Source organism: Mycoplasma pogonae, from assembly GCF_054170725.1.
The window spans coordinates 14,440-31,821 of record NZ_JBSWZS010000009.1 but is presented as its reverse complement, the minus strand read 5'-3'; the positions used below and the strand labels follow the sequence as shown (position 1 = coordinate 31,821).

Annotated in this window: 14 protein-coding genes; 12 read left to right on the top strand and 2 right to left on the bottom strand. The window is 27.7% G+C overall.

The features are described from left to right. The first annotated feature begins 61 nt into the window (after positions 1-61). The 10 genes from ACW95P_RS03465 to ACW95P_RS03420 all read left to right on the top strand — a co-directional run bounded on the left by ACW95P_RS03465 (position 62) and on the right by ACW95P_RS03420 (position 12,224). Positions 62-487, top strand: coding sequence for a hypothetical protein (locus ACW95P_RS03465; RefSeq protein WP_457961844.1), 426 nt, complete (start codon positions 62-64; stop codon positions 485-487). A 6-nt stretch (positions 488-493) separates the two neighbouring features. After that, a complete protein-coding gene (locus ACW95P_RS03460) occupies positions 494-3,586 on the top strand; it encodes an ABC transporter permease subunit (protein WP_457961843.1) in 3,093 nt (1,030 codons plus the stop codon). A 1-nt stretch (position 3,587) separates the two neighbouring features. Next, a complete protein-coding gene (locus tag ACW95P_RS03455; RefSeq protein WP_457961842.1) occupies positions 3,588-4,526 on the top strand; it encodes a sugar ABC transporter permease in 939 nt (312 codons plus the stop codon). Between the two features lie 3 nt (positions 4,527-4,529). Continuing rightward, entirely contained in the window at positions 4,530-5,729 is a 1,200-nt protein-coding gene (locus ACW95P_RS03450) for an ABC transporter ATP-binding protein (RefSeq protein WP_457961841.1), read from the top strand. Positions 5,730-5,848: 119 nt separating this feature from the next. Next, on the top strand, positions 5,849-6,316 hold the full coding sequence (locus tag ACW95P_RS03445) for a hypothetical protein (RefSeq protein ID WP_457961840.1): 468 nt from the start codon (positions 5,849-5,851) through the stop codon (positions 6,314-6,316). A gap of 163 nt (positions 6,317-6,479) precedes the next feature. Continuing rightward, on the top strand, positions 6,480-7,334 hold the full coding sequence (locus tag ACW95P_RS03440; RefSeq protein WP_457961839.1) for a carbohydrate ABC transporter permease: 855 nt from the start codon (positions 6,480-6,482) through the stop codon (positions 7,332-7,334). Then, a complete protein-coding gene (locus ACW95P_RS03435) occupies positions 7,334-8,251 on the top strand; it encodes a carbohydrate ABC transporter permease (RefSeq protein WP_457961838.1) in 918 nt (305 codons plus the stop codon). Before ACW95P_RS03440 ends, ACW95P_RS03435 begins: the two co-directional genes overlap by 1 nt. Positions 8,252-8,269: 18 nt before the next feature. Next, a complete protein-coding gene (locus ACW95P_RS03430) occupies positions 8,270-9,991 on the top strand; it encodes an ABC transporter ATP-binding protein (RefSeq protein WP_457961837.1) in 1,722 nt (573 codons plus the stop codon). Between the two features lie 31 nt (positions 9,992-10,022). Next, complete coding sequence (locus ACW95P_RS03425) at positions 10,023-11,495, top strand: ABC transporter substrate-binding protein (RefSeq protein ID WP_457961836.1); 1,473 nt, start codon at positions 10,023-10,025, stop codon at positions 11,493-11,495. 75 nt (positions 11,496-11,570) lie between these two features. After that, a complete protein-coding gene (locus tag ACW95P_RS03420; RefSeq protein WP_457961835.1) occupies positions 11,571-12,224 on the top strand; it encodes a winged helix-turn-helix domain-containing protein in 654 nt (217 codons plus the stop codon). Between the two features lie 4 nt (positions 12,225-12,228). On the opposite strand, the gene metK is transcribed toward ACW95P_RS03420, so the two are convergent. Further along, positions 12,229-13,353, bottom strand: a complete 1,125-nt coding sequence (gene metK, locus ACW95P_RS03415; RefSeq protein ID WP_457961834.1) for a methionine adenosyltransferase — start codon at positions 13,351-13,353, stop codon at positions 12,229-12,231. A gap of 10 nt (positions 13,354-13,363) precedes the next feature. Next, entirely contained in the window at positions 13,364-14,929 is a 1,566-nt protein-coding gene (locus ACW95P_RS03410; protein ID WP_457961833.1) for an MATE family efflux transporter, read from the bottom strand. 142 nt (positions 14,930-15,071) lie between these two features. Between ACW95P_RS03410 and ACW95P_RS03405 the strand changes: the two genes are divergently transcribed. Together ACW95P_RS03405 and ACW95P_RS03400 are read left to right on the top strand one after the other, a co-directional pair. Then, positions 15,072-16,685, top strand: a complete 1,614-nt coding sequence (locus ACW95P_RS03405) for an ABC-F family ATP-binding cassette domain-containing protein (RefSeq protein WP_457961832.1) — start codon at positions 15,072-15,074, stop codon at positions 16,683-16,685. Between the two features lie 3 nt (positions 16,686-16,688). Then, positions 16,689-17,216 carry a 3'-5' exonuclease gene (locus tag ACW95P_RS03400; RefSeq protein ID WP_457961831.1) on the top strand — a complete coding sequence of 176 codons (528 nt, stop codon included), beginning with the start codon at positions 16,689-16,691 and terminating at the stop codon, positions 17,214-17,216. The last annotated feature ends 166 nt before the right edge of the window (positions 17,217-17,382 follow it).

Below are 17,382 nucleotides of genomic sequence, written 5' to 3'. Positions count from 1 at the left end.
AGTAAAAGTAAAAATTAGTAAAAACTATTTTTATTTCAATATTATGATTCTTTTTTTGATTATGATATTTTATTCAATTTATTTAATTCAAAATATTGTTTTTAATACAAATATATATGATCGATTACCTCAAGAGGATAAGGCTGCTAAATTAAATGAATTTTTTGTAGGGAAAATTATTTCTTATGTAACAAACGTTAGTTTAATTATAGGTTTTTTAGTTTATTTAATTTTAGGGAAAAATCGTTTGCCCCTTGGTTATTTATTTAGTTTTATTTGAATAATTTTATTAATTGGGCTAGCTGCTAGCCCCCACATTAATAGTTTTTATCATTTAGAGCAAGATGATTTACGACTTACATTAAGCATATTAATTACTATTTTTTATGCTTTGCTTGTTACAGGGTTATTATGATTTATGAGGCAAGTGAGATTGAAAAGAAATTTAGCTAAATATGAATATTACAAAATTCATCAAGGAAAATAAAAAGAAATGAAAAAACAAAAATTATATAATTGATATGGACATGAATTTGATGTTAAAGTAGATTTCCTTGAACAAAGCAAGTCTTATAAAACACAAATTAATAATTTGTATAATCGTAAATTAACCGCATTAAAAGAACATAAGAAAAATCAAAAAATCTTATTTATCAAGGCAAAAACTAATTTAGAAGATAAACGCAAAAAAGAAATTGCTACATTAAAAACACAATATAAATTAAATAAAAAAGTTTTAAAAGAATCGATTCATAATTTAAAATTTGCTAATAATATTTTAGATTTTATTAATTATGAAATAAAAAAACTTGACCAAGAACAAAAAGAATTAGTTGCATATTTAGATAATTATTTTAAATTTATTAAAAATACAGCAGACAGTTATAATTCTAAGGTTAAAAATATTACTGATTTAAAAGAAAAAACAAGAAAAAAAGAAATTAAAATTCTTGTTAATAAATTGTATTTAATGATCTTATATAAGTTTCATAAAAAATATCCTAATGAAAATTTTGTTTTAGATAAAATACAAAGTTTAAATTTAGAAAGTGAAGAAAAGAATTTTTTAAATAGCAATCACTTTTCTTATCAACAACTTATTAACTTAAATTTAGCCTTGGTTCATAAACAAAAAGAACTTTTAAATAGAAAAAAAGAAATTAAAGCAGAATATTTAAAATCTAAAAGCACTAAAAAAATTCAATATAAAAATGAGTTGCAAACAATAAAAAATAATTCTAAAGCTGCAATTTTAGAAAATGAATATAGTTTTAGTCAAGAAATGGATCAAAAGCTTAATGATATTAAGCAAGAAAAAACAGAATTAAAACAAAAGTTAAAAAATATCAATAATAAAATTAGTGAATTTAAAAATAATAGTGGTCAAAAATATAAGGATCATTTAAATAAAATAAAACTAGAAAAGAAAAAAATTAATAAAAGTTTTTGAAAAAAAATTTTTATTAATTTAAAAATTATTAAAACACAACTATTAATTGAAAAATATAATTTAGATAATAACAAAGACAAAACAGCAGTTACTAATTTATTTACTAATATAAAAAGAAATTATGCTGAAATAGCACAAAGCAATTTCAAAAATCCAAAAATTAAAAATAAAAAAAAGGAAATAAAGCAAGATCTTAAAGATTTAAAAACAATACTTTTTAAAAATAAAAAAATTGAAAAAAGCTTTCATCCTTATAAATTAGTTTCTAAATTTAATAAATATTCTTTATCTATAAAAAAATTAGCTAATCAAAAATACTTACACTATTCTAAGTTATATAAAGATGTTTCATATGATTCTGATTTTTACCAAAATAAGGCTGAGTTTGGTCATGAATATGTAAAGAATATGCAAGAAAATATTGCTATTTATGATCATGAATTTAAAACAGCAATTAATAAAATAAATTTACTAAAATCGGGAAATGAATATCAAAATCAAACAAAGATTTTAAAAGAAGAAAAACATAAGTTAAAACAACAATATAAATCCAAAATTTTAAAATTAAAAAATAATTATAAAAACAAAGAATTAGCTAAAAAAGCTTATATTAATGCTCGTAATTATCAAAAAATACTTTATAAAGAAAGTATTTCTGAGCTTAAAATAAAAAATGAAGTTACCAAAACTAAAAATATTTTAAAAACAATTCTTCCAAGGTATTTAGCTAAACGAAAAATCGCTTACAAAATTTATGAATCAAAAGTAACTGAGAGCTCTAAAACTATTCCTAAAGAAACGAACAAAAATCTTAAATTTATTGCTCCAATTTTAAATTTAGTTTTACCAGGAATCTCTGAATTGTTATTTTTTAAACAATTTAAAAAAGGTATTATGCTAATGCTTGTTTCTGTATTTTTATATGCAGTATTCTTACCTTTTTCATTAGGGTTAACTTATACAAAAATTGGTGGAGTTCAAGGGTTAATTGATTTAGGGGCAGGAATTCATGATTTTAGTGCCGGAATTGTACCTGATGCTAGATATTATTTATTTGGTGGTGTAATTTCTGTATTTATGTTAACTATGTTAGTTGCTTTTAATATTGTGTCTTCAATTGGTGCTTATAAAACAGCACGTGATCTAGTTCAAGGATTAAGACCTTCTGTTTGAAGTAATTTTAAAAAGCAATTGCAAACAAATGGCTTTCCATGAATTATTTCATTACCAGGTTGATTTTTGATTGTATTTATTGTTATTTCACCTATTGTTACTTCTTTATTAATTTCATTTACAAATATGGGATTCAACCACGAACCGCCAGGTAAGGTTGTGGATTGAGAAGGGTTAAATCAATATGGAAAATGATGAAGATTCAAAGATGTGGGAATGGCTTTATCATTATTTAGAGTTTTATCTTGAACAATAATTTGAACATTAGTGACAACTCCGCTAGTTATAGGTGTTGGAACATTATTTGCAATATTGGCAAACAATCAAAGAATTAAAATGAAAAAACTTTTCAGAATGATTTATATTATTCCTTGAGCAATTCCTGCTTTTGTTACAATAATTTTTTTAAAATCAGCTTTCTTAGCAGACTCAGATTCATTAATCAACCTAATTTTATTAAAGACAGGAATTATTCAAGAACCAATTAACTGATGAAGTAGTATTTGAACAATTAGAATACTTTTAATTGTAATTCAAGTGTGGTTGGGTCACTCTTATATCTTTTTATTAGTCACTGGTAACATTCAGTCAATTCCAAAAGATATTTATGAAGCTGGTTCAATTGATGGAGCGAGGCGAAGTCAAATGTTTAGATATTTAACAGTACCTGCATTACTGGCTGGTATAGCGCCGCTTCTAATCACACAATTTTCTTTCACATTCAATAATTTTGCAATTATTTCCTTGTTCTCAGGCGGAGGGCCAGCATATGCTGATCCAACTCCTTTTTTAGAGGGTGGAACAGATATTCTTATTTCTTGAGTTTATAAATTGACAACATCAATCGCACAAATTGATGGAAATACAGGGTTTGCAGCAGCAATGACAATTGTGGCAGCCTTAATTTCAATAAGTTTTTCAGCTTACGGATTTGCTAAATCTGTAGCTAGAGGAGACAGATAAAATGAATGCATATAAATTAAAAACAGAACAAGTTAAAATTGATTTTTCTAAATTAAAAAATCAAAAAATAAAAATTCATGAATTAGATACAAAACCCTTAAATGCTTTAGAAGTTTTATTTTTATTTTTTAATTACTTAATTTTAATTATGTGATCATTTATTATTTTGTTTCCTGTTGTTTCGCTTTTAGTTTCATCTTTTAATATTTTCAACCCAAGATTTGTAACTTTAACACCTTTTAGATTTGGTTGAGATAACTTTGATTACTTATTTAATTCTGAAAGATCTTTTTTTGGCCACTGATACATTAATACAATTATCATAGCAGTTTCTACAATGGTAATTTCCACTGTTTTTGTGGCCTTAAATGGTTATGCTTATTCAAGATTTAAGTTTAGGGGATCAAAATGATCATTATCATTTATTATGGTTGTCCAAATGATACCTGTAACTGCATCATTAATTTCGTTGTATATTATTGTTAATATTGGTAAACAGATTTCATTTAGCCCATTAATTATGCTTGTGATAATTTATTCTGGAATGTCAATAGCTGGAAACACATTTATTTTTAAAGGTTATTTAGACACAATTTCTCGGGATTTGGATGATAGTGGCAAGATTGATGGCTGCAATAATTGAACACTATTTATACGTTTAATTTTGCCGATTGCAAAGCCGATGTTAGCTATTATTGCTTTATGGTCTTTTTTAACACCATTTGGAGATGTAGTTTTACCAAAGTTTATTTTATTTGACTTAAAAGATTTTACTTTACCAGTGGGATTGGATACCTTTATTAATACGGCGCCAAAAGATGTGAATGCAGGAGCTTATTCTGCAGGATCGATTTTAGCTTCCATTCCAACATTTGCATTATTTATGTTTTTACAGAAATTTATTACAGGAAGATTACAGGAAGGTTCAGTCAAAGGATAAGATATGGATGAGAAAATAAAAAATGATGAATTAGATTTTGATGAGCTAACATTTGATGATTTAAATTTAGACGACATGATTCAAAATATTGGTAAAGCACAAAATGAACAAAAAGGTGCAGAAATTGAGCTTGTTAATGTTTCTAAAAAATATGAAGGAAATGATAAATATACACTTGAAGATATTAATCTAAAAATTAAATCTGGAACATTTTGTATTTTTCTAGGACCTTCAGGAAGTGGAAAAACCACAATTTTAAGAATGATTGCTGGTTTAAATTCAATTACTAAGGGCGACTTATTATTTAACGGAAAAAGATTTAACAATTTAAGCCCTTCAGAACGTAATATTGCTATGGTTTTCCAATCATATGCTTTATATCCCCACATGAATGTTTATAACAACATTTCTTTTGCTTTAAAAATTGCAAAAGAAAGGAAAGACATCATCGACCAAAGAGTAAAAGATGTCGCTAAAATTTTAAAAATTGATAATCACCTTTATTCCAAACCTCGTGATTTATCCGGCGGTCAAAAACAACGTGTTGCTATCGGCCGTGCGATTGTTCGCAAACCTTCAACATTTTTAATGGATGAACCACTTTCTAATCTTGATGCCAAATTACGTGAAAAAATGCGTCGTGAATTAGTGGAAATTCACCGAATGTTAAAAACAACTTCAATTTATGTAACGCATGATCAATTAGAAGCAATGACAATGGGAGATCAAATTGTTGTTATTAATGAGAGTAAAATCCAACAAGATGGAACAAGTAAAGAATTATACTTTCATCCTAAAAACATTTTTGTTGCTAAATTCATTGGTTCACCCACAATGAATTTATTTAAAGGTGAAATAATTAACAAGCATTGAAATGCTAGTGAATTTAATTGAAAAATAAAATTAAGCCCAGAAATGCTTAAATTAGTAAAAGAAGGGCAAAAAGTAGTGCTAGGATTTAGAAGTGAAGATGTAAAAATTATTCAAGATTCTAAAAATCCATCATTATTAAAAGGAAAGATTAGTAATATCGAACCTTTAGGTAAAGATCAAACTATTATTGTGAATGTAAATACGGATATAGAATTTGTGTCAACAACACTCAATAATATTAATTTTAATTTATATGACATGGTGCATTTAGATTTTGATTATGAAAGAGCTCATTTCTTTGATGAAAAAACTGAAGAAAGAATTAATTAATTATGTTAAAAATTCAAAATTTTTTTAACATTTATCCTAAGCGAAAAATTGGCATCCTTTTAACAATTTTTCTATCATTATTGTCTATAATTTTTGGAATATTATGAATTTTTAATTTTTTGGATTTTATTGATAGAGAAATAAAGTTTACAGGGAGTATCGAAGAATCGGCAGGAAATGAACAAAAAAACATTTTTATAGTTTTTAATAGTTTAAGTGTGTTAGTTTTTAGTGTAATTTTAATAATTAGCTTGCTGGCATTAATCCAATATATTAAAGACACAAATAATGGTTATTCATTTTTAAAAGCAAATACTTACTTAGCTATTATTCCTTTTTTCTTGACAATGACTTTAGTTGCGATGCAACCAGGTAAAAGCACAAAGGAATCAACCTTAGAAAATGGTTTTGTTTTAGAAACAATTTTAGAACCAGCTAAATATATTTATGGTTGATTAATAATTCTTTTTTCGATTACAATTTTCTTTTTTTCAGGCTTAACAAGAAGAGAATATGGATACGTAACGAAAGATATTTTTTTAACAAAATGAAAAACAGCCAAAAATAAAAATCCATTTCTAAAATAAAAATTGGAATTGTTTTTTCTAACTTTACTTGGAAAATTTAACCTAGTAAAGTTTTTTTATTTCTTGATATATCAAGAAATAAATTTTTAATAATTTATTTGTTTTTATAATTTTAGAGGAACAATTTAAGAAAAATTTAAATGAGAAAAGAGCTTTAAAAAATATGTATAACAAAAAATGATTTTTTATTCTTTTATTACCATCACTTTTTGTGTTTACGGTAGTGCTTTTAGTTCCTTCAATATTGGGGATAGTGCTATCCTTCACAGACTGAAAAACTGGTGAAGAAATGTTTTCTTCAGGGTGAATTGGTTTCTGAAATTATAAAGCCGCTTTTGAAAATGGTAGTTTTGGAGAATCTATAGGATATACGGCAGTATTTGGCATCTTATCAGTAATTTTTGTCAATGTGATTGGTTTTGGATTAGCTTTTGCATTATCAAGAGCTTTTAGAGGGAGAAATCTTTTTAGGAGTGTTTTCTTTATTCCGAATTTAATCGGTGGGTTAATCTTAGGTTATTTATGAAGATTAATGTTTGATGAAGTTTTCAAAGCTATTTTTGGAGGAGAAACTTTAAGGCTTTCTGGTCGTTGAGAAGCAATGCTAGCAATGGCGATTGTTTTTGCTTGACAAATGGCCGGCTATGTAATGTTAATTTATTTAGCAGCTTTACAAAATGTAAATAAAAGTTTATTAGAAGCAGCTAAAATTGAAGGTGCAAGTAAATGGAGAATTTTACGTAGTGTGATTATCCCTTCGGTTATGCCAGCAATTACAATTTCTGTATTTTTATCAATCAGTGGCGCATTTAAAATGTTTGATCAAAACTTAGCATTAACTGATGGCCATAATAATTCAAAATTAATTTCTTTCGATATTTATGATGCAGCCTTTAATCCTTCGTTGCTGCAAACCTTGGGAATTGCACAGGCTAAATCTTTTATATTTACTATTTTGGTTGCAGCAATTGGTATTACACAGGTGTATATTGCAAAAAGATTTGAGGTTAAGTCATAATGAAAAATAAATTATTTAACCTAATGGATTATTTTAGAAATTATTTTGAAAATCAAAAGCGTTTAAGTTTAGCTACAAAAAAAGATGCTTTTAAATTTAGTTTAAAATTTTCATCTTTTCTATTAATTTTAATTATTGCCGTTGCTTGATTACTACCTTTCGCTTTCATGATTAACACTTCTTTTAAAGATATTAGACAGATTATTACAGAAAGCATTTTTTCAAGTCCCAATCCCTATTCAGTTGTGACTTATCAAAATGCTTGAAGAGAATTAGATTTTGCAAATTCTTTTTTTACAACATTATTAATCACTGTAGCATCAAATTTTTTTATCGTTTTCTTTTCATCACTTGCAGCATGACAACTAGCAAGAATGAATAAATGATATTCTAAAGCAATTTTCTATATGTTTTTAATAGTCATGATTGTTCCGTTTCAAGCTTTAATGCTGCCGCTTATGGTGATTGTTGGCAAAATGAGTTTACTAAATATTCCTGGATTAATTTTTATGTACACAGGGTTTGGAATGAGTTTTTCAATCTTCATCATGCATGGATTTTTATCGGGCATACCTCTTTCATTAGAGGAGGCTGCTAAAGTAGAAGGATATGGGCCTTTAAGAATTTATTTCAAAATTATTTTGCCACTATTAAAACCAATAATTACAACTGTAATAATTTTAAATACAATGGCAATCTGAAATGATTTTTTACTTCCTTATCTAGTTTATCAAGCAAATCCTAATGGGTGAACAACGGCAGTTGTTAATTTATATAAAGGATTATTTGGAACATACGGTACAGATTATACAGCGTTGATGGCAGGACTAACAATTTTAATTATTCCAATTACAGTCTTTTTTGTATTTATGCAGAAAAACATTGTTAGTGGTATTACAAACGGAGCTGTAAAATAACAAGGAGCAATGCAAAAAATGAGCAAAGAATTAAAATTGCCTGATTTTATTAATGATTTAGAAAGGCAATTAAAAAATACAATCCAAAAAAATAATTCCAACTATGTTTTGGAATTAAATAATGTGGACAAAATTTATGATAATGGTTTTCAAGCTGTTTTTGGAACAAATATTAAATTAGAAAAAGGTGAATTTTTAGCATTATTAGGCCCTTCAGGTTGTGGGAAAACAACAACATTAAGAATTATTGCAGGTTTAGAAGAGGTATCACAAGGTGAGATCCTAATAAATAATGTTAATGTCACTAATTCTGAACCAGCAGCTAGAAATCTAACAATGGTTTTTCAAAATTATGCCCTATTCCCGCATTTAAGTGTAAAAAATAATATAGCTTTTGGTTTAAAAGCTAATAAAAATAAACTAGGAAAAGCTGGAGAAATTTTTCGACAAATTAAGGTTTTAGAAAATGATTTTTTAGCTAATAAAAATCGAATTTTTGAAATTAAAAACATTGATAAAAATGCTTTAAAAATTAAAAAATATCAACGAAAACTTGAAAAATTACACAACAAATTAAAGTTGGTAAACCCGAAATCGCAAAAGTATGAAAATTTAAATATTAAAGCAATTAGTATGGCTACTTTCATTCAAAATTCAGAACGCAAAATTGCTAAAACAATTGCCAACAAAGATGACTTACCCGATTATATGAAAAAAGCTTTAAATTTAAAATTGTCAATAGCAAAACTTAAACCAGAATTGAAGCAAGCATTAAAAGAACAAAATAATAAAAAGATTATTGAAGAAAAAGTTGCTGAAGCTGCAAAAATTTTAGGATTGGAATATTATTTAAATCAAAAACCAGCAGCCTTATCGGGTGGTCAAAGACAAAGGGTTGCATTAGGTCGCTCTATTGTAAGTAATCCCACATTATTTTTAATGGATGAACCACTATCTAACTTAGATGCTAAATTAAGAGCAACGATGCGTAAAGAAATTAGAAGTCTGCATCATAAGGTTAATTCCGGAACTATTTATGTTACTCACGATCAAATTGAAGCAATGACAATGGCGGATAAAATTGCAGTAATGACAGACGGATTTGTTTTGCAGTATGGTACACCAAATGAAATTTACAGAAACCCTTCAACAATCTTTGTGGCTTCATTCGTTGGAACTCCAGCAATTAACTTAATTTATGGGAAATATTCTAAAGGATATATCCATAGCGATAAAGGGATAAAAATAAAAATTCCACAATATAAAACAAACAATTTAGAGGAAGGTCAAAAAATTGTTATTGGATTACGTCCAACTGATTTTTCAACTATTAAAGAAGTCGGAGAAGCTTATGATTACTCATTAAAGGTAAAAATTTCTCAAGAAAAAGAAATGCTAGGGAATGAATATTTATACCGTGCAAAAATTTTGGGAGATTCAGAAAATTCTTTTGGAGAAGAGATTACATTCATAACAAGTTCTTATGAAGATTTTGAAATTAATCAAACAGTAACAATTTATCCTATATTATCAAGAATGCACATTTTTGATCAAGAAACAACAGTATCGCTATCCTCAGAATTTAATCTAGAAACAATTCAAGCATTAAAAAACTGAATTAGCTCAAATGATAAAATTGAAATTCGACGCAAGCTTTTAGAAAAATCTAAAGAAAAAGGCCAAAGAAAATCGTTATTATCAAAAATTATAAAAATGATCAAAAATAAGGTTAAAAAATAGATTTTAAATAAAGAAATAAAGGAAAATACTTATGTTTAAAAAATCAATAAAATCAAAATTATTACTTTCGATTGCTGCAACATTCCCCATTGCTACAGTGGTGGCCTGTGGCGCAAATGCTACAGAAGCTGGAAAATCAGAATTATATAAATCAATGGAATCAGATCCACTAGCTGTTGCATTAAAAACAACATTAAGTGGATATTCAACAGAACCAATGGAAATTATCGCCAACAAACAAGAAATTAGTGCTGATTCTAGAAAATTAATTGAAGAGTTTAATGCATTTTATGGAACTAAATTATCATTTACCCAAATTGGTGGTGCTCAAGACTATGGAACTTTTTTAACTACTAAATTCGCTAATGGAACGGGCAATGTTTTACTGGTCGGAGCAGGTAGCGCAAATGCTTATCGACAAATTGATAGTCAAATGAAATCTTCGCCGGTTGAAGAATTATTAAGCAATATTACTGATGTAAAACAACAAATTAGTGTTAATAACAAAAAATTTATGCCAGCAACATTAGAAACATTTGGATTAATTTACAATAAAGATTTATTTACCCAAAAAAATATTGTTGTCTTTGAGGGTAAAAAATTTGAAGAAGCAACAGATAAGCCAGTTGGATTACAAAAACCTACAGACTATAATGGAACAATTGTTTTTGAAAATAAATTATATGTTTTCACAGATGATTTAAAAAGACCTGGACATGAAGCTTTAAATAAATGATTAGAAGAAAAAAATGTTAAGCCAATTTATACAACATCTAAAACAACAAGATCAAATATTTGACCAGTTACAAATCACCTTTTAGGAGCAACAATTGCTGTGAAAAATAATTTATCATTTGATAGTGATAAATTAATGGATCCAAACTCAGTAATTACTCCAGCATTAATCGAAAGTATGAAAAAAGCATTAGAAATTTATGGACACAATAAACCATATAACGCAATTTCAAATACAGTTGATAAAGCAATGCAAAGTGTAGCTGTGGGAGCTTTTGGAATGTCGCAAAACGGGACATGAGCAACACCGCAAATTAAAGCAGCTAATAAAGATGTTAATATTGGTTTCTTACCAATGCCGGTTTATGACAATGATGATGAAACAGCGCTAATTTTTAAAGGTGTAAGCCAATGATGAGGAGTGACTAATTTAGCAAGCGATGCTGCTAAACTAAAAACAGCGCAATTATTTTTAAGATTTTTATACCAAACAAAAAGTGGTTTAGAATATGCTACAAATACAATGGGATTTACAACACCATACAATGTACCAACTAATGCAAACTTTGATATTAAAGACCCATTGTTAAATTCTTCAAGTAATTATAATGATGAAGATATTTCTTCTGCTGTTGATAATTATTTAGTTTCTGGGTTTAATAATGGAGATGAAGTTCTAGTTAATGTGACAAATGGTGGTTTTGAAGCTACTGATACTTTAAATAGATTGATTGCTGAATACAAAAAACTTGTTGACGCTAAAAAATAATTTAATTTGCTTATAAGGTAACTCTGATACTAGAGTTGCTTTTATTTTTACAAAAAACACTATAATATATCCAACATGCAAGAAAAAATCAATAAAGTTGAAGAAATTATTAATTATTTAATTAATTTAATTGAAAGTAAAAAAGTGAAGACTAACCAAATTCTTCCGAGTGAAAACTTTTTAATTGAAAAATTTGGTTCATCTAGAATTACTGTCATTTCAGCTTACAAAAAGTTAGAGCAATTAGGGTACGTTTATACAGTTCCTAAAAAAGGGCGTTTTGTAGCTGAAAATTTATGCAATATTATTGAACCTATTTCTGCAAAAATTAATAGTGAAAATTCAAAAATTCAAAAAGTAGATTTAGCTGAACCTGATTGATTTGCTAAACACAAAATTATTTTTACTTATGGTTATGATAGTTATATTAAAAAATATTTTAAGCAAAACACTTTAATTATGCATGCTGAATATTTCGTCTCAAAAAAATATTCACTTCCTGAAGTTGCTGCAGAAACTAATATTATTGAATTTTTCTTAAAAAGAAAAGTTTTAAAAAATACAGTTTATCATTTACAATATGAAAAAACCAATTTTTGACCTGAGTATCAAAAATTGGTTGTAGTTTATTTATATGGTTATGATGATGAAGGTATTTGTATTGCTGGGCGATACTGGATCCACCCAGATGATTTTTACTTCACTCATCAAGAATTTTCGCTAAATTAATAGTTTATATTAATGCTTTAATTTCATCTACTTTATTTAACCTTTCTCAAGGAAGATCTAAATCATTTCTTCCGAAGTGGCCAAAGTAAGCGGTGTGTTTATAAATTGGTTTTTTTAATTCTAAAGTTTCAATAATACCTTTAGGAGTTAAATTAAAAACATGATTAATAATTTCTAAAATACACTCATCACTAATTTTTCCTGTATCAAAAGTATCAACAGCAATTGAGATCGGTTCTGGCCAACCAATAGCATAGGATAATTGAATTTCTAAGCGATCAGCCACACCAGCAGCAACTAAATTTTTAGCAACTCATCGTGCTGCATAAGCAGCTGAACGATCCACTTTGGTAGCGTCTTTTCCGGAAAAAGCGCCTCCACCATGTTTGGCAGCTCCGCCGTAAGTATCAACTATAATTTTTCTTCCAGTTAATCCCGCATCTCCAATTGGTCCTCCAATTACAAATTTTCCAGTCGGATTAATTAAAACTCTAAAATTTTTATTTAAATTATATTTTTCAGCAATTTTGTAAATAATATTATTTTTAATAAAATCTTTGAATTCTGCTTCATTATAACTTTCATCATGCTGCACAGACATTAATACAGTATGAATTTGTGGCTTAGCATTTGTATAATCAATTGTTACTTGTGTTTTCATATCGGCTTTTGCATAAGGAAATTGTTTTTTACTTCTTAAAGTTTCGGCCTCTTTTGCTAAGGCATGTGCTAAAACAATTGGTAAAGGCATATATTCAGGTGTTTCATTAGTTGCATAACCAAACATAATGCCTTGGTCTCCGGCTCCAATTTGTCCATCTTCTAAAACGATTCCTTGACTAATGTCAGGTGATTGATGATTAATATTTGGGATAATTTCAAAATCACCCTTTTTATACCCTAGTGACTCTAAAACTTCTCAAGCTACAGCAATAACATCAACTTTACTTACAGTAGTAATTTCACCACCAATTACAATAAGGTGATTTGAAGCAAAAACCTCACAAGCCACTCTTGCTTCTGGATCTTTTGCTAAAATCGCATCTAAAATCGCATCACTAATTTGATCACAAATTTTATCAGGATGCCCTCTTCCTACGGATTCTGATGTAAATAATTTTTTGTACATATATTTTCTCCTATTTATTTTCTAATTTTTTATTTCATTTAATTTTGTGGAATAAAATTTCATAAATTACAGTTTTGAAGACTACTTCAAATGCAAAAAAGAAAAAAACTAATAATGGTAATAACGATTCACTTGCGACATTATTTTTTAGTGGCTCGGCGACCACAAAAGATAAAAATACTAAAAATAAAAAGTGAATTCCATTGAATGACATATCAATAATTGCAATTTTATTAGTTTGCCCACCAGAGCCTAAAATACGACTTGTAGCAATTACTCAAATTCAAAAAGGATTAAAAAATAAAATTGGAATTAATGTTAACTGAATTTGTTTCATATAAAAATCCCCAGCTTCTTGGACTTGGCTGGATATTTCCGCTTCAGTTAAACCTGTATTTTGTAAATTATTCTGCACTTCTTTTGTGAAGCCGGAAGAAAAGTATGTGATGTAGGGGATGACAATTAAGATAATTATAAATGTAATTGAAAAAAATGTGGAAAAGATGAAGTTAAACCCCCGAATTTTTTTAGCATTATACATTGCTTTATCTAATTTATTATTACCCAAATTTTTACCTACAAAAGTGGAAATTGTAGAGCTGATCGAAGGATAAGAAGCTGTCAAAATATTTGTAATTGTTGATGTCATTGCCAAAACTGCAGCTGCCCCTAAATTTCATTGTGTAGCACCAATTGATCCAGCGGGCAACCCCCTTGATCAAATCGCTGTTCGCAAAGCTACAAAAATGATACTTGCCGAAGCAATAACGACAGTAAAAACTCTTTTTAAATAATACATTCAAACAGCACGATCAATTTTTCAAATTAATAAGAAATTTACAAGAAAAAATCTTTTTTTAAAAAATAAAAAGATTGTATTAGTGATAGCAAAAATACTTTGTGAAATTATTGTTGCAATCGCAGCACCATTGACACCATATTTTCACACATGCATAAATAAATAATTTAGAACAACATTAGTTGTAATAGAAATTAAAATTGCATATAGCACAAATTTGCTTACACCAATTTCACGCATAATGTTAGTGTTAACAAAAGTTATTGAAGTGATTAATCACACAAAAGCAATATAACGGATATAAATAATCCCATTTTCAATTCCTTCAACATCTAAATGACCTGCTTTGTTACCTGAAAAAACATGAATAAAGCGTTCAGGCATGATTGATGCAAAAATACAAAAAACAGCAGATATAAAAAAGGATAAAAAATAACGTAATCTTGTCAATGATTTAATATATGATTCATTATTCATTCCTCTAAATTGCCCATAAAGCATACTTCCGACAATGTTAATTCCAATGTAAATGGAATAAAGAATTCCGGTTCAGCCATTAGCATAATTTAATGCTGTCAAACCTCCTGGAATGTGAGTGACCATAAAGTTATCAATAAAACCATTCAATGAATAAAAAAACGATGACAAAATGATTGGTGTTGTAAAAAACAAAAACATTTTGAATTCGCTTTTTGAAAAAAAGAAGTGTTCTTTAAACCAAGCAGCAATTGATTGTCTGCTAAAAATATTGTGAATTTTAGATTTGCTCTCCGACATAAATTTTCTTTTCTAATGTTTTTTAATGTGAAATAATATCAAAAATAATAATTAACTTAGTTTTGTTTTAAACCTTTGTTTGATTTAAAAATTTTTTAAATTATAATAAAAATAATTATTTTTTTATATATATGAGGTAAAAATGCTGGAAGTTAGAAACTTATCAAAAATTTTTTCAGATAAAAAATTATTTGAAAATGTAAATTTAAAATTTACAGAAGGTAATACATACGGAATTATTGGTGCTAATGGAGCTGGGAAATCGACATTTTTAAAAATTCTATCAGGTCAAATAGAAGCTTCATCAGGTGAAGTAGCACTTGGCAAAGACCAAAGAATTTCAGTATTATCTCAAGATCATAACATTTACAACAATCATAACGTAACTGATGTTGTAATTATGGGTAATGAACAACTATACAAAATCCAAGAAGAAAAAAATAAAATTTATATGGATCCTGAATCAACGGAAGATGATTATACCCGTGCAAGTGAATTGGAAGAGCAATTTGGAATGATGGGTGGCTGAAATGCAGAAAATGATGCTCAAATTTTGTTATCAGGTTTAGGGATTGAAAAAGAAAAATGAAGCTGAGAAATGAAAGATTTAAAAGCTTCAGAAAAAGTTAAAGTTTTATTAGCTAAAGCTTTATTTGGTAATCCTGATGTTTTAATTATGGATGAGCCAACTAACCACCTGGATTTAAAGTCAATCAAATGATTAGAAAATTTTTTAATTGATTATGAAAATATTGTGATCGTTGTTTCTCACGATAGTGATTTCTTAGATCAAATTTGTACTGATATTGTTGATATTGATTTTGGAGAAGCAAGAATGTTTGCTGGAAACTATAGTTTTTGAAAACAATCTTCAGAACTAATGCGGGACATGGTCAAAAATGCTAATGCCAAAAAAGAAGAACAAATTGCTAAGTTGCAAGCTTTTGTAGCGCGTTTTTCAGCTAATGCTTCAAAATCTTCACAAGCTACTTCGCGGAAAAAAGCGTTAGAAAAAATTGTTTTAGAAGACATTAAACCGTCAACAAGAAAATATCCATTTATTCGATTTGAAGTTTTTCCAAAACCAGGTAAACAAATTTTAGAAGTTGAAAATTTAAGTTACGTAAGTCAAACTGGTGAAACATTATTTAGTAACTTATCTTTCACATTAGCACCAGGTGAAAAAATGGCACTATTAGGTGAAGATGATATTGCTAAAACTAAATTATTAGAAGTTTTAATGGGTCTAGAAAAGCCAACAACTGGAACTGTAAAATGAGGAAGCACAATTCAACCCACTTATTTCCCTTCTGATAACACAAGTTATTTTCAAACTTCAGAAACTATTTTAGATTGAATTAGCAAATGACCTTCTTACAATACTACCGAAGCTAATAAGGATAATTCAGACCAAAGAATGCGTGGTTTTTTAGGAAGAATGCTTTTTAGTGGTGAATCTGTATTCAAAAATGCAAGTGTGACTTCGGGAGGAGAAAAAGCACGTTTAATGTTTTCAAGAATGATGCTAACTGAGTCTAACTTTTTAATTTTTGATCAACCACTTGATCACCTTGATACAGAATCAATCGATTCTGTAATTGAAGGATTAAAATATTATGATTCCGGAGTAATTTTTACAACTTACAACCGTGCTTTTGTAAAAGAAGTAGCAAATGTAATTTTGGAAATTAAAACAGATTCTTCATTCATCTTTAAAGGAACATTAGATGAATATGAAGAAGCAATGGGATACTAAATAATGTGAAACAAATATAATTTACAAGAATATGTTGTTGTCGATATCGAAACTACAGGTTTAGACCCTTCAAGAGATAAAATCACAGAAATTGGCGCTATCAAATATGTTAATGGTGAAGAAGCAGCAAGATTTAGTAGTTTATTAAATACCGGAACATCACTAATTCCACATTTTATTTTAAAAAAAACTGGAATAACTAATGAAATGGTTCAAAATGCTCCGCACCCTAAAGAAGTTTTGCAAAAGTTTCTAGATTTCATCGGCGATGCCCGAATAGTTGGCTACAACATTACTAATTTTGATCAAAAATTTTTAATATATAATATTGAAAAACACTTATCTAAAAAAATTTCTTTCAAAACTATAGATGTACTAGTTTTATCTAGAAAATTTTTTAGTCTTAGTAACTATAGATTAGAAACAGTTTCTAAAAATTTAAATATTAGCAATCCTAATGCACACCGTGCACTAGGTGATTGTTGAACCACAAATGAAGTTTTCAAATCAATTTTAAAAATAGCTAAGTAATAATATATTTTTAACAAAAAATTTAAAAGGCCACAAAAAATCTAATTTTAACTTGTTTGAATATTGAATTGAACTAAAATTTTTAAATATTATTTTTTTATATATTTGCATAAGTTTAGATATTTTTGAACTTATAATTAGTCAAGCAATATTAAGATTTATTTAG